General features: G+C 42.4%; 16 protein-coding genes. 14 read left to right on the forward strand and 2 right to left on the reverse strand.

Annotated features, from left to right (window positions below; all coding sequences use genetic code 11):
• Positions 1-97 precede the first annotated feature (97 nt).
• Positions 98-940 (forward strand): aldo/keto reductase, encoded by an 843-nt coding sequence (locus NYE35_RS04025; RefSeq protein WP_036684855.1) that lies wholly within the window; start codon positions 98-100, stop codon positions 938-940.
• A 96-nt stretch (positions 941-1036) separates the two neighbouring features.
• On the opposite strand, the gene NYE35_RS04030 is transcribed toward NYE35_RS04025, so the two are convergent.
• On the reverse strand, positions 1037-1660 hold the full coding sequence (locus NYE35_RS04030; RefSeq protein ID WP_094903015.1) for an NAD(P)H-dependent oxidoreductase: 624 nt from the start codon (positions 1658-1660) through the stop codon (positions 1037-1039).
• A 168-nt stretch (positions 1661-1828) separates the two neighbouring features.
• On the opposite strand from NYE35_RS04030, the gene NYE35_RS04035 reads away from it, so the two are divergent.
• Positions 1829-2503, forward strand: coding sequence for a winged helix DNA-binding protein (locus tag NYE35_RS04035; RefSeq protein ID WP_254924622.1), 675 nt, complete (start codon positions 1829-1831; stop codon positions 2501-2503).
• A 2-nt stretch (positions 2504-2505) separates the two neighbouring features.
• Here the strand turns inward: NYE35_RS04035 and NYE35_RS04040 are convergent, their stop codons facing one another.
• Entirely contained in the window at positions 2506-3444 is a 939-nt protein-coding gene (locus NYE35_RS04040; protein WP_076105332.1) for a helix-turn-helix transcriptional regulator, read from the reverse strand.
• Between the two features lie 96 nt (positions 3445-3540).
• On the opposite strand from NYE35_RS04040, the gene NYE35_RS04045 reads away from it, so the two are divergent.
• The 12 genes from NYE35_RS04045 (at position 3541) to NYE35_RS04100 (ending at position 18454) form a co-directional block, all read left to right on the forward strand.
• Complete coding sequence (locus tag NYE35_RS04045; RefSeq protein ID WP_076105333.1) at positions 3541-3990, forward strand: VOC family protein; 450 nt, start codon at positions 3541-3543, stop codon at positions 3988-3990.
• A 193-nt stretch (positions 3991-4183) separates the two neighbouring features.
• Positions 4184-4765, forward strand: a complete 582-nt coding sequence (locus NYE35_RS04050) for a TetR/AcrR family transcriptional regulator (RefSeq protein ID WP_094903013.1) — start codon at positions 4184-4186, stop codon at positions 4763-4765.
• A 37-nt stretch (positions 4766-4802) separates the two neighbouring features.
• Positions 4803-6113: a cytosine permease gene (locus NYE35_RS04055; protein WP_042184919.1), complete on the forward strand. Its 1311-nt coding sequence runs from the start codon at positions 4803-4805 to the stop codon at positions 6111-6113.
• 4 nt (positions 6114-6117) lie between these two features.
• Positions 6118-7230 carry a DUF917 domain-containing protein gene (locus NYE35_RS04060; protein WP_076296205.1) on the forward strand — a complete coding sequence of 371 codons (1113 nt, stop codon included), beginning with the start codon at positions 6118-6120 and terminating at the stop codon, positions 7228-7230.
• Positions 7230-8810 (forward strand): hydantoinase/oxoprolinase N-terminal domain-containing protein, encoded by a 1581-nt coding sequence (locus NYE35_RS04065; protein ID WP_217904445.1) that lies wholly within the window; start codon positions 7230-7232, stop codon positions 8808-8810. The genes NYE35_RS04060 and NYE35_RS04065 overlap by 1 nt, the downstream gene beginning before the upstream one ends.
• Before the next feature lie 143 nt (positions 8811-8953).
• Complete coding sequence (locus tag NYE35_RS04070; RefSeq protein WP_254924621.1) at positions 8954-9805, forward strand: TolB family protein; 852 nt, start codon at positions 8954-8956, stop codon at positions 9803-9805.
• 54 nt (positions 9806-9859) lie between these two features.
• Complete coding sequence (locus NYE35_RS04075) at positions 9860-11557, forward strand: hypothetical protein (protein WP_094903011.1); 1698 nt, start codon at positions 9860-9862, stop codon at positions 11555-11557.
• Between the two features lie 112 nt (positions 11558-11669).
• Positions 11670-13550 carry a PAS domain S-box protein gene (locus NYE35_RS04080; RefSeq protein WP_076098697.1) on the forward strand — a complete coding sequence of 627 codons (1881 nt, stop codon included), beginning with the start codon at positions 11670-11672 and terminating at the stop codon, positions 13548-13550.
• Positions 13551-13783: 233 nt separating this feature from the next.
• Positions 13784-14128: a YojF family protein gene (locus tag NYE35_RS04085; RefSeq protein WP_036684865.1), complete on the forward strand. Its 345-nt coding sequence runs from the start codon at positions 13784-13786 to the stop codon at positions 14126-14128.
• A gap of 23 nt (positions 14129-14151) precedes the next feature.
• A complete protein-coding gene (bshB2, locus tag NYE35_RS04090; protein WP_038574105.1) occupies positions 14152-14805 on the forward strand; it encodes a bacillithiol biosynthesis deacetylase BshB2 in 654 nt (217 codons plus the stop codon).
• A 203-nt stretch (positions 14806-15008) separates the two neighbouring features.
• Positions 15009-16916: a flagellin N-terminal helical domain-containing protein gene (locus tag NYE35_RS04095; protein ID WP_076272150.1), complete on the forward strand. Its 1908-nt coding sequence runs from the start codon at positions 15009-15011 to the stop codon at positions 16914-16916.
• Between the two features lie 164 nt (positions 16917-17080).
• Positions 17081-18454: a hypothetical protein gene (locus NYE35_RS04100; protein WP_076272151.1), complete on the forward strand. Its 1374-nt coding sequence runs from the start codon at positions 17081-17083 to the stop codon at positions 18452-18454.
• Positions 18455-18492 lie beyond the last annotated feature (38 nt).

The raw sequence follows: 18492 nt of genomic DNA on the forward strand, positions 1-18492 counted from the left end.
TCAGGTAACCCAATGATTGAGTTTACTATGAAGATGTTATAATAATTATAAGATGGATCGGCAGGGGCTTAAATGACAACAAAGGAGAAGTGCGACGATGACTGAGAGAATACCTGAAATCATATTGAACGATGGAGTGAAGGTGCCTGCTATTGGTTTTGGTACTTACGCGTTAAATGGTACTGAGGGAGCACAAAACATCACTAAGGCGATTGATGTTGGCTATCGTCTGATCGACACTGCGTTTAATTATGAGAACGAAGGTGCTGTAGGCCAGGCTGTTCGGCAAACTTCTGTGCCTAGGGAAGAACTGCTCATTACTTCCAAGCTGCCAGGTCGCCATCACTCTTATAAAGAAGCATTAGCCACCATACAGGAGTCTTTATTCAGAGCCGGGTTGGATTATTATGATTTCTATCTCATCCACTGGCCTAACCCTAGAGTGAATTTATATGTTGAAGCCTGGCAGGCGATGATCGAGGCACGGAAACAAGGTTTGATCCGCTCCATCGGTGTATGTAACTTTTTGCCGGAGCATATCGAGCGTTTGATACAAGAAACTGGCGTAGCGCCGAGCATGAATCAGATTGAGCTGCATCCTCATTTTAATCAGGAAGAGCAACGTGCATGGAACAAAGAGCATGGGGTAGTGATTGAATCGTGGAGTCCATTGGGACGAGCTAGCAGCGTACTGGAAAATGAGAAAATAGCGGAAATAGGCAAGGTTCATAATAAATCGATATCGCAAGTTATCTTACGTTGGCATATACAGCTTGGGGCTATTCCCATTCCAAAGGCTTCTTCTCTAGAGCATCAGCGCGATAATCTGAATATTTTTGATTTTCAATTATCGGAAGCTGAGATGACCGTTATTTCCGCATTAACCTCGCCAACAGGTCGCATAGCTGATCAAGATCCCGCATCGTATGAAGAATTTTAATGAATTTAACTAAACCACGCCAGTTATTGGCGTGGTTTTTTATATTAGGCTAGCCTCAGAATCAGTCAGCGCTTGAGTAATTTGATCTAGTCTAGTTTAGTCCAGTCGTGCAAACCGTTGTTCAGTTTTATCAAGATGCTTCACCCGCTCTTCTAAGCTGCGATCTGACATCCCGGCATAATTATACCAACGGAGGTTCTTCCGTATTCCCATTTTGCGGAAGGTGCCTCTGAATAGAATTTTGGTGATGGGGTTGCCAAAAATCCAGCGATAAAAGAAGTCGGGTGTGTTCATTACGGTCAGCAGGGACACTCCTTTAATATTCGGGAGCAAGCATTTGAAGGGCCGCCCAGGTTTAGTTTCTTCGTAGACAATGCCTTTTGCGAATACCTTATCAAGAAAACCTTTGGTAAGAGCGGGCATGGCTTCCCACCATATAGGAAAAATGAAGACGATATGATCCGCTGCTATAAGACGCTGCTGATAATTGGCGACTTGCGGGTCGGTGGTTTTCTTTTGTCGCCAAGCAGTGAGTTCTTCGCGTGACATGACTGGATCAAATCCATCGGCATGCAGGTCGATAAGATCAATCGTATGACCTTTGGTGGTAAGACCTCGCATAACGGAGGCTAATAAGGCTGCGGAATAGCTTCGCTGATGGGGGATATTCTCGGACGCTGATGCGCCGTAGGGATGATCAAAAATAATTAAGACATTCATATAAACACCTTCTTTATGATTTATTGTTTCCTCGAAATTAAATATTAACTATGGAAACAATAATACGTTTTAAGTTTCCTTGTTGTCAATATTATTTCTAGGAAACTTTATTTATGAGCTGTGTCTTGTTAAAATGAGCATAAGATGAATTTACGAGGAGACTTAACAGTGACGCATTCTTTCGAGAACTTACCTAATAAGGATATTTTGATAAAAAAATTAATAGAGATGATTCCCCAATTACAAAAGCAATTTCAATCGGAGGATGACGAAGAGAAGGAATGGTTGATTCAGAACTGCAGTAATCCCCTTATCATTGATTTCCTCCAAGACTCCACAGTCATGATGCTGCATGTAATAGATGCGATTGGACAGCTTGAGCCGGTGAATGGCACTACCATTTCGAAGCAATTCGGAATTCCAAAAGGCAGCGTGTCCAAAATCACTAGAAAATTAGTACAACAGGAAATTATTCGCACGGAGTTTCTCCCCGATAATAAAAAAGAAGTGCTTTTTCTTACAACACCTCTAGGGAAAGAAATATTCGATTTGCATTTAGCCCTACATAAGCAGATGAATAAAGGGATAACCCGGTTTCTACAGAGATATAACACAGATGAATTGTTATTTATAATCCAAGCCTTCGAGGATACTTTGCAAGCGTCATGGGTTCATTCGGAATCTGTTGCTGAAAAAGAACTATTAACTACCGGAGCATCTCTTGAGCCAGTGGAAAACGATGAAATGAGTCAAATCGTAGACATGCTTAACCTACTGGATACGCGCAACCTCAAAAAGGCTAAGGCAGTTCTCCAAGCTATGTTTTTCACCCCTTTTGATTAGTTTTATATTTTTTGATAGTGATTTACGAGTTGCTCTAACTTATCTTTGATTATTTGTTTTAAGGCTTCAGGTTTCACGGATGTAACAGCATGACCATATCGCATAAAATAATTAGCCAAGAAATCCTCTTCACCTGGATTGTAGAATCCCTTAATGACTGTTTTCGGACCAACCTCTATTTCCATAGAAGGATAATGTTCTTTATAAAAAATATCCTTTGCTTGTTCCGCAATCTCAACTTCAAAGTCAATACTTTTCGCAGACTGATAGATTTTTAATGAACGACTAAGAAGTTCTTCTATAGAATAACGAGCTTTGCTTTCCTCTTCTTCAATGAAGGTTATTCGATCACATCTAAAAACTCTATATGTATTCATCGTAAGCTCTATTCCAGTGGCATACCATTGACCAAACTTAGCGGAAATCCTAAAGAATTGAACAGGGTAGCTTTTTGTTTGGTTTTCTTTTGTATATTCAATGTTACAGGCACTCTCATTTAGAATACTTGCTAGGATTTTATCTAAAAAACGGCTGACATGCTTATGCTGATACATTTCGAATTGCAGGACCTTTTTCATTTTGTGAATCTGGTTGATTTGTGTACTCGATAGACAGTGCTCGAACTTTTCGTTTAGCTTGTTAACACTTAGATGAAAGGGTGTAGATTGATAAGATTCTAACGTCAGCATGGCAAAATACAGCGCATAGACTTCATCTATCGTGAAAATAATAGGGGATAACAATCTGTTTTTTAGAATACCATAACGTCCGTGTCTTCCATGTTCCGCGAAAATAGGCATACCCAATTGTTCTAATGAAGTAACATCACGTAGCGCTGTGCTTTTTGAAATATTGTATTTCTCCATAAGGTTACTTAGATTAAAAAACTCTCGCCCGTTTAAGTATCTCATCATGTCATTTAATCGTTCTGATTTCTTCATATAAAAAGCTCCTTATTAAGGTGTCATGTTTTGATACCTTTATATATCATAATAAGTTTAAGATCACATATCAAATATACGAAGGAGACTTACACTATGAGTACAACACTAGAAGTAGCTATTTTCTTATCGATGAAGGGAAGAGCCAAGGAAGCTATAGAATTTTACAAAAAGCATTTTGATGCAGAGGAATTGTTACGTGTTACCTATCAACAACTCGCAGAACGTGACAGCTCCATACAGCTTACGGATGAAAATAAGGATTATATTACTCACTCTGTCCTGTTAATCGGAAAAACAAAAATAATGATAGCAGAAGATACAATGAATACGAATGAGAAATATACAGTGGGCAATAACACTTCATTATGTATTCAAAGTGCTGATTTAGAGGGGATTGAAGGTTTTTATAAAAGCTTAATCACAGACGAGCGCGTGAAAATTATTTCTCCGTTATCCAGCAATGTGTTTAGTAAAGCCTACGGTATCATTGAGGATCCCTTTGGTATTCAAATTCAACTCATGTTTGATGAAAGATTACATTAACAACTTTGCTTCTAAAGTAAACCCAGCTCACCGTTCAGCTGATCATAATTCAGGGATTATCCTGATGTTGGTCGGCTTTTTTTGTATGTATTGAGGGCTATTTTTTTTATGAAAAACATTGAATTATTATGCATAAAGATGTATAGTGTTTTTTAATTAACGTTAATTAAGTAAGTAAGGGATGTGGAATGTCTTGACCAAAAACAAGTTGAAAGAAGTAGCGATGCGACTATTCGGAGAGAAGGGTTACGAGGGTACGGCTCTCTCTGAAATTGCGAAGGAAGTTGGCGTGAAGACTCCGGCGATCTATGCCTTTTTTGAGAATAAAGAAGATTTGTTTATGACGGTCTTTCGTGAGGCTATGCAGTCCTATAACACTTATATTCAAGAGCTATCGGAAGAGCAGAAAGTATTGAGTGCGCAGGAAAGTCTACGAGGCATATTGTCTAGACAGTATGAGTTCTATCAGAAGAGCCCTGAAGCAAGCAAAATTGTACTGAGGTATGTGGTATTCCCACCGGCATTCTTAAAGGAAACGATTGAGGAAGCATTTCTAGAGTCCGACGCGATGCTGACGAAGATCATTGAACAATTCATCTTGAAAGGAATGGAAGAGGGCATAATTCGCGATCAATCCGTGCAGCTTCTCGCAGATGCTTTTCTCAACTTGATGGATGGATTAAGCATGCAGTATTTCTATTACACTTCTAAGGGAATTTATGAGCGTAAGCTAAACCATGCGTTTGAAATGTATTGGAAAGGTGCGTCCTCATAGCGCTACAGAAGAAGATAACAACAAGGGGATGGGGAGAATGGCAGAAGTAAGTGAAGTAAAGGGGAACGAGCTTAGCTCGGGGGATTTTGAGAGAGAGCCGGTTCCAGCGCATTTGCGTAAAAAATGGCTATCTATGTCGCTCGTCTGGATCGCCATCGGAATTGACCTATCAGCGATGTTCTTGGGTGCTCAGCTTGGCAATGGAATGAATCTGACGGATTCACTCACAGCAACAATAATCGGTTCGTTAATCCTAGGGGTAATCGGAGCGTTATGTGCGTATGTAGGGGCGAAAACAGGGTTATCGACATCGATGATCTCTCGGTTTCTATTCGGAAATGTGGGTGCACGTGTCGTAGCGGTTATCCTCGGTATTTTCTCACTCGGTTGGTTTGGGGTGCAGGTCGGCTTCTTCGCTTCGAATATGCAGACTGCTTTTAGTCAATTATGGGATATTCATCTGTCCTTAGGGGTGCTTTCATTCATAGGTGGGCTTTTGATGATGTCGACAGCTATTTGGGGATATCAATCTATTGAACGACTAAGCACCTGGTCCGTACCATTGCTTATTTTGTTTATCGGAGTGGCTATTTATTCCGCGTTCCACACCAAAGGAGCTTCAGCCGTGTGGGAACCGATTAGCGGAGCAGCGATCCCGATGGGGACAGCGATCTCGCTTGTTATTGGTATCTTTATTGTCGGCACGGTGCTTTCACCGGATATCGCTCGTTGGGCGCGCACACCGAAGCATGCTATAACCGCGGCCTTTATCGGCTTCTTTGTGGGTAACAGCTTCATGACGATTGTAGCTATTTTCCTATCTCGAATTATGGACACAGATGATCTGACGAATATTTTCATTGCGCTAGGACTTGGGCTTCCAGCCATTATCGTCTTAACCCTTGCCCAATGGACGACAAACACGAACAATTTATATTCTGCTTCGCTAGGGTTCTCTGTCGTGTTCCAAAAGGTTCCGAAAAAGCTAATTACTATTGTGGCAGGTATCTTTGCTACGTTGCTTGCCGTATTTGGCATCTATGATAAGTTTTTATCTTTCCTAAATATTATTACGGTGTTTGTCTCTCCAATCGGGGGGATCTACACGTCCGAATTTTTGCTTGTAGATCGAAAGAAATTCACTTTTGAAGGTCTGGATCGCAATAAGAACTGGGTGATTCGCTCCTTAGCGGTGTGGGTTGCAGCTACGTTGTTCGCTTTTATGACAACCGCAGCGCCAGATGGATTTGGATGGTTCCAAATCACGAGCGTACCGGCATTAGATGCGTTTATGTTCGCCTTTATCGTGCAGTGGATTGTCGGCAAAATCATGACAAAGAAGGGATAACAACATGAGAAATCACAAACTAACAGAATTAAATGAACAAGCGGTGCAATACATTGCTGTTGGTGCAGCCGTTCTTGGAACAGGCGGGGGCGGTGACCCGCATATTGGTAAATTGATGGCGATGGAAGCTATTCGCAAATATGGTCCTGTTCGTTTAGTAAGTCCTGAGGATCTGGAGGACGATGCATTGGTTGTTCCTATATCCATGATTGGCGCACCTACGGTTATGAATGAGAAGATTCCTTCGATTCAGCAAATGATCAAGCCTTTGGATATGATTGAGAAAGAGCTGGACCGCAAGGTGAGCGCCATTATGCCGATTGAGGTCGGTGGCGGTAACTCTCTGGTTCCCGTAATTACGGCTGCGGAACGCAATATTCCTATCGTAGATGCGGATGCCATGGGACGGGCTTTTCCAGAATCGCAAATGGTGACATTCTACTTGGACGGTATTGACTGCAGTCCGATTACGATGGCAGATGAACGCGGCAACGGTGTGCTTATGCATGCGATCGACGGTGTTTGGGAAGAGCGGATGGCGCGTGCGGTTACGATTCAAATGGGCGGATCAGCTTCGATTTGTGATTATCCGGTAACTGGAGCGCAGGTAAAGCAAAGTGCAATTCCACATACCTTGACGCTTGCGTATGAAATCGGAAAAACATTGTTTGAGTCCAAGGAATTGAAGCAGAATCCAATTGAAATGCTGCTGAAGCAGCTGAATGGATATGCGTTGTTCCAGGGTAAGGCAGTAGACATTCGCCGTCGTACAGAAGGTGGATTTACACGCGGTGAAGCGATCTTCGAAGGTACAGATGCTAAAAAGGGACGTACGATGACTTTGTTCTTCCAGAATGAGTTCCTTCTTGCCACAGAAGATGGACATTCAATTGCTATTACTCCTGACCTGATATCTGTGCTTGATCAGGATACCGGTATGCCAATCACGACTGAGAATTTGAAATACGGTGCTCGGGTTAGTGTGGTTGGTTTCCCTTGTGATCCGAAATGGCGTTCACCAAAGGGCCTCGAGACGGTAGGTCCACAATATTTTGGCTATGATGCACCTTATGTTCCAATTGAACAATTGGCAGCAGAGAAAGGGGGAGCAGAGTAATGTCTCATACGAATGTAGACAACATGGAAGAAATATACCGCATTGGGATTGATGTCGGCGGGACAAATACAGATGCAGCCTTGCTCGACTCCAAGCTAAACACCATTCATACGATAAAAGTGCATACCACAAGTGATGTGAATGAAGGCATTACTGAATCCATCCGTCGTTTGTTAGCAGAGAGTAGTGTGAATCCGGTGCAGATTCGTTATGCAATGCTCGGAACTACGCACTGTACGAATGCTATTGTAGAGCGCAAGCACTTGGGGAAAGTCGGCTTGATTCGAATCGGGGCACCGGCAACAACTGCGGTTCCTCCACTTGCGGATTGGGACGATACACTTAAGGCAACGGTTTGCCCACATGCTTATGTTGTTCATGGTGGATATGAATATGATGGCCGCACGATTGTTGAAATGGATGAAGAAGAGATTCTAGACTGCTTTTTGAAAATGAAGGGTGAAGTCGAAGCGGTTGCGATCTGTGGTGTGTTCTCCCCAGTGAATACCTCGCAGGAGAAACGTGTCGAAGAACTAGCGAAGCAAGTACTTGGCGCAGATATGCCTGTGACGTTGTCTCATGAGATTGGAAGTATTGGATTGCTCGAGCGTGAGAACGCGTCGTTGCTGAACGGCGCATTACTTAACGTCATTGCTGGAGTCGTAAAGGGCTTCGAAGAGGCGCTTCACACTTATGGAATTGACGCGAGCCTATACATCTGTCAGAACGATGGAACACTGATGTACAGTGAATATGCGCTTCGTTACCCGATTCTGACGATTGCTTGCGGTCCGACGAATTCCATTCGGGGTGCGGCACACTTGTCAGGTCTGAATGATGCACTTGTTGTTGATATCGGTGGCACCACGACAGATATCGGCGTCCTGATGCAAGGCTTCCCGCGTCAATCCTCCGCTGCGGTTGAGATTGGCGGGATTCGCACGAACTTCCGCATGCCGGATATCTTATCGATCGGGATCGGCGGCGGTACAATCGTTCGCTTAGATGAAACGCAGGATCAGGTAACAGTGGGTCCGGATAGCGTGGGGTACGAGCTATTGAAGCGCGGCCTCATCTTTGGTGGTGATACGCTCACAGCAACCGATGTGGCGGTGAAGCTTAATCGATACGAGTGGAAAGATGCGCAGACTGAGGCACTTGATGAATCGATCTGCAAGAGAGCAGATGAGATCATTACGCGGGATATCGAGGAAGCGATTGATCGGATGAAGACAAGCTCAGATCTTGTTGACGTCATTTTGGTCGGTGGCGGAAGTATTCTTGTGGCAGACAAGCTTGAAGGTGTATCACGGATTGTAAGACCGGATCACTATGATGCTGCAAATGCGATTGGCGCTGCGTTAGGTGAGGTGAGCGGGGAGACAGAGCGGATTTATTCCCTGGACGAAATGTCTTATGATGAAGCTAAGGAAGATGCCCGCAGCCATGCAATAGAGCAAGCTGTTCTAGCCGGTGCAGATCGCGATACCGTTCAGATCGTATTGTCTGAGGATATTCCGATTGCATACTTGCCGGGTAATGCCTTGCTGGTAAAAGTAAAAGCGGCTGGACGTTTATAAGATGATTATGGATCTGCCTTGAGGAGTGAACTCTTCGAGGCGGATCTTTTTGTCTTTATAATTGTATTACCAAGAAAGAAAGGGGATTTAGAATAGCTGTCGAAGTGGGTTATGTACATATTTTAACGATGGGAGAGAGGACAATGAAAGTGATTAGCACATTAGAAATCGTAGATGTACAGACTAAGGAGCGTACTGCCCTCCGCTCATTTGATTATTTAATCGAGGCACCCAATTGGACTAGCGATGGTAAGCGTCTTATTTATAATAGTCGAGGTTGTCTCTATTCGTTCGACATCGCAACCTGTGAGCTTGTTCAAATTGACTCGGGGTTTGCTGCGGAATGTAATAACGATCATGTTCTGTCTTTTGACAACACTAAGATCGCAATTAGTCACCATACGAAAGAAGATGGTAAATCTCGTATATATATTCTTCCCATGGAGGGTGGCGAACCGGTTCTAGTTACACCGAATGCTCCAAGTTATTTACATGGTTGGTCTCCAAACGGTGCTGAGTTAGCTTACTGTGCAGAGCGCAATGGTCAATATGATATTTATACCATTCCAGTAGACGGGGGAGTAGAGGTACAACTGACGGATTCGCCTGGGCTGGATGATGGGCCTGAATATTCACCAGATGGGGGAAATATATGGTTCAACTCGGTGCGTACAGGGCTGATGCAGATATGGCGAATGAATGCCGATGGCACTGAGCAAACACAGATGACTTTTGATGAGAGTAATAACTGGTTCCCGCATGTATCGCCAGATGGGCAGACGATTGCCTACTTGAGTTACCGCAAAGGAGATGTAGATCCTGGCGATCACCCTGCGAATAAGGATGTTGAGATTCGATTGATGGCAAGCACGGGAGGAGATTATCGCACACTAGTACAATTGTTTGGAGGACAAGGTACGATTAACGTGAATTCGTGGTCTCCGGATAGTAAGCGCTTGGCGTTTGTAAGTTATGTGGTGGAGGAATACGAATAAAATACCGATAAAAATTATAGTATTGTTATTTATATATAAATGGGGGAAAGTTGGATGAAGAGGATTTTTAGTGTTTTGCTAATTGTATTACTGGTTATACCAGCGCTCGGCACTACAACCTTTGCGGGCAATACGGTGAAGGCTAAGGTAACAGAGAGCAGTACATATTTTGATGGAGAACAGCGGAACCTGAATGGGTTCAACATATCGAATAACAATTATTTCAGACTACGCGATTTGGCAGAGTATTTCTCGGGAACGAGCAGCCAGTTTGATATCACTTGGAATAAAGCGAACAATGCGATTGAGATCATAACTGGACAAGCTTATACGCCCGAAAAGAAAACTACGAGTAACTATTATAGCCGCAATAGAAATTATGCAGCTACGCTTTCCAACTCTAAGGTGCTGGTCAATGGACAGTTGCAGTCTATTACGGCGTACAATATTGATGATAACAATTATTTTCAGTTGAGAGATTTGGCGGGCAAAATCCCGTTTGATATCGAATTTGACGTTCAGTCTGATCGCATATCGTTATTTTCCACAATCCCAGATCATGCTTACCGGGTAAAGACGGCGGCTGTAGTTGAGAGTAACGGGGAATCTTCTTATTTTCCTAGATGGAAAAGTACGGCCTCTTCTTATCTTGTGAATAATAAGGATGGGACTGTAAGTGTCATTGAGGCGAACAAAGAGTTTACGATTGAAACGTACAATGAGAAGTACGAACTAACAGGCAATAAGAGCATTCCTTTTGAGCTTCCGGTGTTTGGTGGTTTCTATAGTGGGGAGAAGTATAACTATATTGCTTTTGGCCAAGAGAACCGCGAAGAGAATGATAGCAAAGAAGTCATTCGTATTGTCCGTTATGATAAAAGCTTCAATAGAGTAGACAGTGTCTCCATAAAGGGTGGGGAGAGCTATACCGTTAGCCCGTTTGATTCAGGCTCCGGTAGTATGGCTGAGGCTGGAGATACGCTTGTATTTCACACCTCACGTACAAGATACACGACAGAAGATAAATTAAATCATCAATCCCAGCTTACCATTATCGTAAATACTAAATCCATGACCGTGACCAATGATCTGGGAAGATTCCAGAAGAATCATGTCAGTCACTCTTTTGACCAATATGTATTGTTTGATGGTGCTACGCATGTTCTAGTCGATCATGGTGACGCTTATCCTCGTTCGATTGTTCTGAATAAAGGAGACGGAGCCAGTTATAACGAAGTAGACTTATTTAATATTCCCGGCAAAATCGGAGCGAACGCGACGGGTGTTTCTATAGGCGGATTTGAGCTGTCCTCGGCGAACTATATAGTCGCTATGAATTCGGTAGATCATTCACTAGTCAAAGAGTATACATCTTATGAGATGGTGGGTTTAGAAACGGACCAAAGGGATGTCATGCTTAGTGTGTTGCCCAAGTCCAACCTGAGCAGTACTTCGGTGAATCACATCACCTTGGCTAAATATGTAGGCACGAACCTGATCGCGTCCATCCCTAAACTAGTAAAAATCACAGACGACAAAATGATGGTGCTGTGGCAGGAGTTTGATAAAGAGAATCATCCGGTTGACCTGAAATATGTTCTTATAGATGGAGCGGGAAAAGCTACTAGCGACATCCAAACGATCAAGTATTTTGCCTTATCAGAGTGCAGTCCTATTATTAGTGGGGACAAAATCATTTGGTATACGAACAATAAGGGGTCCAGAGTGTTCTATTCGATCCCGTTAAATTAACGGATTCAATTAACAACAAAGTGGGTAAATTAGACTATAAGCTATAAATAGGACCTTCTAATTAGAAGGTCTATTTTTTCACGCAAAAATCACATCATCCATGGAGGTCGCTATGCATCGCGTAAATCTAAACCAGGAACAGTTCAACCAACAGGTGATTAATCACGCCTCCTTTGGGATCGCCCTTTTAGCGCCAAATGGTTTGATTCTGACCGTAAACCCGGCCTTTGAACAGACTTTTGGTTATTCCACTGAAGAGTTTGAGGGTATGCGGTTAGAAGACCTTTCTCACCCCGAAGATTTCGGCAACCTTCATGATTTAAAGGCACTCTTGGGTGAGAAAACAAGATTGCAGATGGAAAAGCAGTTTATCACAAAAAATGGAGATTATATTTGGGGACAGCTTACTCTCCACTTATTCAGCGACGAGTCGAATCAGCCAGCATATTTCATTTGCCAAATCGTTAACATTACAAAGCAAAAGGAATCCGAGCAACGCCTTCAGGAGTCTGTTGAACGGTATACGTCGCTTAAAAAATACAACCATGACGCCGTCATTTCCTTTGACCTTGATGGTCGAATCATTAACACCAATAGTATGGCTGAAAAGATAACGGGCTACGCCATCGAGTCCGAGTTGATCGGGATGAAGCTTGCAAGTCTGATTGGAGAAGAGAATGTCCAGCGCATTCTGGAAAGAGCCCTTTACGATAATACGGTTGAGCAGTATATCAATAAGCTTGTCACTAAGGAAAGCGAAGTAGTTGAAGTGCTCACCAGTATTGCACCCATTTATGTGAACAATCATAATATCGGATTTTACCTTATATGCAAGGACATTTCCGAGCAAAGGCAATTGTCGCTAGCTAAGGAAGCCGCAGAGTCCACGAATAGAGCTAAAAGTGAGTTCCTGGCTATGATGAGTCATGAAATTCGCACTCCCATGAACGGGGTGATCGGCATGACTGATATTCTGCTTGAAACAGAGCTTAATGAAGAACAACGTGAATATGTAGAAATCATTCGCAAAAGCGGAGGAATCCTGCTCAATATAATCAATGATATCCTTGATCTTTCAAAAATTGAGGCAGGCCGTAGCGAGCTGCAAGAGGATACATTCGATCTGCGAACTTGCCTCAAGGACAGCTTTTCTGTTATCGCAATAAAAGCTGAACAAAAAAATCTGGAGCTCACCAGCATCATAAATCATGACGTTCCGGAATTTATTTACGGTGACGAGGAACGCTTGAAGCAGGTGTTCTTGAACCTGCTAGGCAATGCTGTGAAATTCACACCGGCGGGCAGCATATCGGTAAAAGTTAGGCTTGTAAAGGAAGATCCCTCCCTGCTTGCCTTTACGGTAACCGATACTGGCATTGGAATTGATCCTGATCGACTTACTGATATTTTTGAACCGTTTGAGCAGGTGGATAGCTTTATGATGCGGAGACATGAAGGTACGGGGCTTGGCCTTGCCATCAGCCGCAGAATTGTCGAAATGATGGGTGGTGAGATCTATGCGGAGAGTGACGGCAAGAGCGGTACGTCGGTTACCTTCACAATCAAGCCCAAGAAATCAGTGGTAATCCCTCGCCAAGAGGCTAACATTAACAAGCTTCATACCGCACGTGAAGCAAGAATTTTACTTGCTGAAGACAACACTATCAATGCGCTAGTACTGACCAAAATACTCGAAAAAATGGGTCACAGCGTTATCGCCGTAACAAACGGCATAGATGCGGTTGAAGCAGCACGGAAAGAACCCTTTGATCTTATTTTATTGGATCTTCACATGCCCATTATGAACGGCATAGAGGCTATGAAGATGTTAAGAGATGAGCATCAAGAGAAATGTCCGCCCATCATCGCGGTCACGGCTAATGCTTTGAAGGGTGACCGCGAAAATTGTCTAGCTGCCGGGATGGACGAGTATATCAGCAAGCCTGTAAAGCGTGAAGTCATCGTAAAGATGTTAGATCAGTTTGTGATCTAATATAAACTGCATAACCTCTTAGTGATATTATCCCCTTCAGGTGAACAGTAAAAAGCCAGTCCATTACTGTTACACTTGGAGGGGATCGCTCTATCCATTGAATTACATAGCATTGCACGTTATACTTTGAAAAGAAATACGGACCCGCTTATCATATAACAGATCCGTCCTTCTATAAGGTATGGATCTTATTTTTTGTATGTATATATTCAGTCAGAGACGGAGGCGCAACATTGCAGCTAATCAATCAATCGGAAGTACAAGATAGGATCGACCTGCTTAAAGATCAGGATCTATATATCCATCTTGAGATGACAACGGGAGCCTACGCTGCCCATTTAGATAGTTCGAAGCATCCAGCCGCTACTTTTATTACCAATGCTATTATTCGATATTCCCATGGTTCGATTTCCGGCAACGGTCCTTATCGGGTCGGCTTAAAAATGTCGCAGGGCTGGGTTTATTCGGAAGGGCTAACTCACTATGAAGAGAGTGAGACAGGCAGATTGATTATGGCTGGACATGATGCTCAAGGCAAACTGATCGTATCGTTACAATTAAGCCGAGAGCCGTTCTAATGGAAGAGGAGATGAAGAGTTCTGTGGAAAAACATATTCTTGTTATTTTGCCACATCCGGATGATGAGGCCTTCGGTATATCAGGAACCCTTGCCAAACATATACAAAATGGGACCCAAGTTACCTACGCATGCCTAACGCTTGGAGAAATGGGCCGAAATATGGGCATCCCGCCCTTTGCGAATCGGGTAACCCTCCCGGAAATACGTAAGAAGGAGCTGGAGGAATCCTGCGAGGCTATTGGCATACAGGATTTAAGAATGCTTGGTTTTCACGACAAGACGATAGAATTCGAAGATCAAGTCTTGCTCGATGGGCAGATTGATGCGCTCTTGAAAGAGCTTAAACCTTCGCTAATCATCACTTTCTATCCAGGGTACAGCGTTCATCCTGATCACGATGCTACTGGAGCTGCAGTGATCCGAACCGTTGCAAGATTGCCGAAGGAAGAAAGACCTCCTGTTCACTGTATAGCTTTTGCTAATAATATTGTAGAGATTGGGGAGCCAAAGGTTATCAATGATGTGAGAGATTTCCTCAAGCACAAGATGGCGTCCATTCAGGCGCATCGTTCCCAATTCCAAGCTGCTGAGCTGTTGGGCAGCAAACCTTTAAATGATAAAGAGATCCAAGCTCGGTTTGGAACAGAGCATTTCTGGATTTATCCGTTTGAATGATAATGATCTAGTCAGAATTTTAGCGGTGATCTGTTGTCGGTGCTTAACCGGTGATAGATCGCCGTTTTAGTATGTGAATATTCAACTTTTCAGCGGGGGACGGTAGGAATTTAAGGCGAGGCCTTAAGACACGGGTAATTTGACCTAAAAAATTACTAAGGACTATCCGATATAGAAGATACTAACAATTGAAAGGTGATTAAATGCGAATCGGTCACAACATCACGTCTTTAAATAGTTTGAACAGATTAAATAAAAATAATAAATCTATTACAAGTTCACAAGAGAGGTTATCTTCTGGACTTCGGATAAATATAGCGGCAGATGATGCTGCAGGATTGGCAATTTCTGAGAAAATGAGAGCACAGATTCGTGGATTGTCTCAGGCAGCAAGGAATACACAGGATGGTATTTCACTAATTCAGACTGCTGAGAGTGGACTTGGAACTATACAAGATCCTAATCTGCTAAGACTACGGGAGCTTGCAATACAGGCTTCAAGTGATACCTTAACAAATTTTGATCGAACATTGATTCAAAAAGAAGTTGAGCAGATAAAGCTTGGGATAAATGATATTGCTAATAACACTCAATTTAATGGAATTCATTTATTGAATAATGACCTCGAAGTAAACACGAATATTACGCCAGTACAGGGCAATATAAGTACGAACTGGACAGCTAACATACCTGCCAGAGATTTATCTAAGACTTCAGATGGAGGTTACGTCGGAATAAGAATTCCCGGTAATAATCCCTTCAAATTAGATAGTATGGGTAATCTGGTTTGGTCACAAGCAATTCCTAATATGGATGTGTATAGTATTAAGGAATCTAGTGATGGTGGTTATATTTTATTAGGAAATGATTTCTCAGCAGGGGCAATTTCCGATCAAAGGATAAATATAATTAAATGGGATGGGAATTTGAAGGAGCAGTGGAGTACAGGGGTATCTGGCGTCTACTCCATTATGGGGAATGAAGTAATTGAGACTAGTGACGGTTCCTTTATTGTGGCAGGGACGGGTTCCGGTATTCAAAATTGGGATGGCCTTATGGCTAAATTTAATAGTAGTGGTGTGCAACAATCCACCTCGATAGCGGGTTCTTCACAATCCAATCCTGTTGGCTATGGAAGCGAAGAATTTAATTCTATTATTGAAACTGCTGACGGCGGTTATTTGGCTATTGGTTCATCAAGTCTCAAACTAAACAGTTCTTATACCGATAAGTCAAGCTGGGTTGTGAAATATGATAGTAACTTAAATCCGTTATGGGACACACGAGTCGGTGCTGCTGGGGATGATGAAGGTTACCGCGCCATCGCAACCAGTGATGGAGGGGCCATAATTGTTGGTTCTTATAACGACTCTACTAAAACTAGTGGATTAATCTATAAACTAGACAGTAGTGGAAACGTATTATGGGAGAAGAATATCTCAAATGAAACTTCCAACTCCAGTCAACTTACTAGCATTACAGAAATGAAAGATGGGAATTACATCGTTGGAGGAATAGTAGATAATAATTATCGTCTTTCCATTTTTGATCCACAGGGAAATGAATTGGCTAATGTTAATCTAAATGGTGGGGGCTCTACGGATAGATTAAATAACATTATTAGTAATGATGACGGAAGTTACACTTTTTCAACTACAACTGGGATAACCAATTTCAATGTATCTTACGGATCAAACCCTGGTACCACATATGATTACAAAACAGTAAATCTTCAGGTGGGAGCAAACTCTGGGAATAACTTCGCTGTTAAATTAACAGATGCTAGAACTACTGCTCTGGGAATTGCGGATATAGATCTTTCAACTAGACAAGGTGCCGAATTAGCGATTTCGAAAATAGACAAAGCTATAAATACCGTTTCATCCAAGCGTTCAATGTACGGCGCGTATCAAAATGCATTAGAACATATCCATAATAACCTAACCAATTACGAAGTGAACTTAACAGCAGCTGAATCACGAATAAGAGATGCGGATATGGCAAAGGAAATGATGAAGTTTACCAAATACAATGTCTTATCTCAAGCATCACAAGCCATGTTGGCTCAAGCTAATCAACAGCCTCAAGGCGTGTTAGAGTTGTTAAAATAGTGCTATACATACAGTCTATGCATTTCAGTGCATAGGCTTTTTTAGAATCTATGATGATCTAAGAAATGATTTACAAAAAAATTTCCAGAGACTATTATATTTCTATGCGTAATATTTTCCTTTTTTAACTAGATTATTGTAAGAATTTATCTCTGGAGGTTCAAATGAAAAAGCACGACAAAATCCTTTCCTTCATCTTCATGTTCATTATGATGGTGACGGCTATTTTCTGGGTAAACTCGACCACTAGTTGGACTATGATGGGTACCCTTGCTTCCGTGGCCTGTTTCGTACTTTTTATATTATTGGGACTCCGTACTATACCTGTTTTGACAGATTTTGTTCTGACAAATCCAGCGCCTGAAGTAACTTTGGAGAATAAAACACGGGACAGAAAGCAGGCTTGGCTATATATTATCGGCTGGGTAGTGGCTAGTAGGGTCTTGCTTATGATTATCGGGTATATATTTTTGATCATACAGAATGGCTATTCCGGTGGTTTGTTTAACAAAATAGCTGAGACCTGGCATATATCGGGGATCGACGCTTCACATTATTTGGGCATCGCGGAGAATTGGTATGTGACGGAGGGAGATCCGAAATACCATATTGTTTTTTTTCCTTTTTTTCCAAATCTAATTAAAGTAGTTCAAGTATTCGTAGGGAATTATCTCGTAGCTGGATTCATCGTTTCTAATATTTGCTCGCTTGTTGCTGCCTTGGTCGCCTATGAGCTTGCCGCACTAGACATGCATCGAAAGAGTGCTATGCGAGTAGTGAAGTATATTTTTATATTTCCGGCTGCGTTCTTTTTCTTCATCCCAATGACCGAATCTCTATTTCTGGCCTTATCGCTGTTGTGTTTATATTTTGTGAGAAAAAAAGAATGGCTCATCGGATGTTTATGCGGTGCACTCGCAGCGTATACGCGTTCTCCAGGGGTGCTGTTGATTGTACCGGTTGCGATTGAATTTGCACGGGAACTTATAGGGAATTATAAATTACTAGATAAAAAAGCGTTTATACATAAGCTGACCACCGCCATTGGTTGTCTTGCTATCATTTCGATGGGTTTGCTGGCTTATCTTTACATCAACTACTATGTTACGGGAAATGCTTTTCAGTTCAGTATTTACCAGAGGGAGCATTGGTCACAGAAGTTCTATCTCTTTTTCGATACCGTAAGATATCAGATGGAATATGCGGTGGGCACCTTTAAAAGTGGAGATAGCCGTTCTTTTCTCGGCATGTGGCTGCCCAATTTAATCGCTATATTCTCAGCACTAATTATCATGTTTATGGGAGCAAGAAAACTACGGCCATCCTATACTGCTTATTTTATCGTGTATTTTGCTTTCGTAGTGGGAGCTACCTGGCTGCTGTCAGCCCCGCGTTATTTGCTTGTTGCCTTTCCGCTAGCTTTTGCAGCCGTTGCGCTTACTAATGAAAAGCCGAAGGATGTTGCACTTACTGTTATATCTGTTGTGGGTAGTATACTTTACTTGGCAATGTTTGTAGCGGGATATCCGGTGTATTGAGGAATCGTGTTAAAATAGGAGAACGCCTAGGTGCGTTC

Source organism: Paenibacillus sp. FSL L8-0494 (genome assembly GCF_038003695.1).
Taxonomy (GTDB): Bacteria; Bacillota; Bacilli; order Paenibacillales; family Paenibacillaceae; genus Paenibacillus_AQ; species Paenibacillus_AQ odorifer.

Bases quoted from the DNA above. Each gene is read 5' to 3' on its own strand.
- NYE35_RS04065 (WP_217904445.1), top strand. From the start codon at position 7,230: ATGTCTCATACGAATGTAGACAACATGGAAGAAATATACCGCATTGGG.
- NYE35_RS04100 (WP_076272151.1), top strand. From the start codon at position 17,081: ATGAAAAAGCACGACAAAATCCTTTCCTTCATCTTCATGTTCATTATG.
- NYE35_RS04025 (WP_036684855.1), top strand. From the start codon at position 98: ATGACTGAGAGAATACCTGAAATCATATTGAACGATGGAGTGAAGGTG.
- NYE35_RS04060 (WP_076296205.1), top strand. From the start codon at position 6,118: ATGAGAAATCACAAACTAACAGAATTAAATGAACAAGCGGTGCAATAC.
- NYE35_RS04045 (WP_076105333.1), top strand. From the start codon at position 3,541: ATGAGTACAACACTAGAAGTAGCTATTTTCTTATCGATGAAGGGAAGA.
- NYE35_RS04040 (WP_076105332.1), bottom strand. From the start codon at position 3,444: ATGAAGAAATCAGAACGATTAAATGACATGATGAGATACTTAAACGGG.
- NYE35_RS04030 (WP_094903015.1), bottom strand. From the start codon at position 1,660: ATGAATGTCTTAATTATTTTTGATCATCCCTACGGCGCATCAGCGTCC.
- NYE35_RS04055 (WP_042184919.1), top strand. From the start codon at position 4,803: ATGGCAGAAGTAAGTGAAGTAAAGGGGAACGAGCTTAGCTCGGGGGAT.
- NYE35_RS04095 (WP_076272150.1), top strand. From the start codon at position 15,009: ATGCGAATCGGTCACAACATCACGTCTTTAAATAGTTTGAACAGATTA.
- NYE35_RS04070 (WP_254924621.1), top strand. From the start codon at position 8,954: ATGAAAGTGATTAGCACATTAGAAATCGTAGATGTACAGACTAAGGAG.
- NYE35_RS04080 (WP_076098697.1), top strand. From the start codon at position 11,670: ATGCATCGCGTAAATCTAAACCAGGAACAGTTCAACCAACAGGTGATT.
- NYE35_RS04075 (WP_094903011.1), top strand. From the start codon at position 9,860: ATGAAGAGGATTTTTAGTGTTTTGCTAATTGTATTACTGGTTATACCA.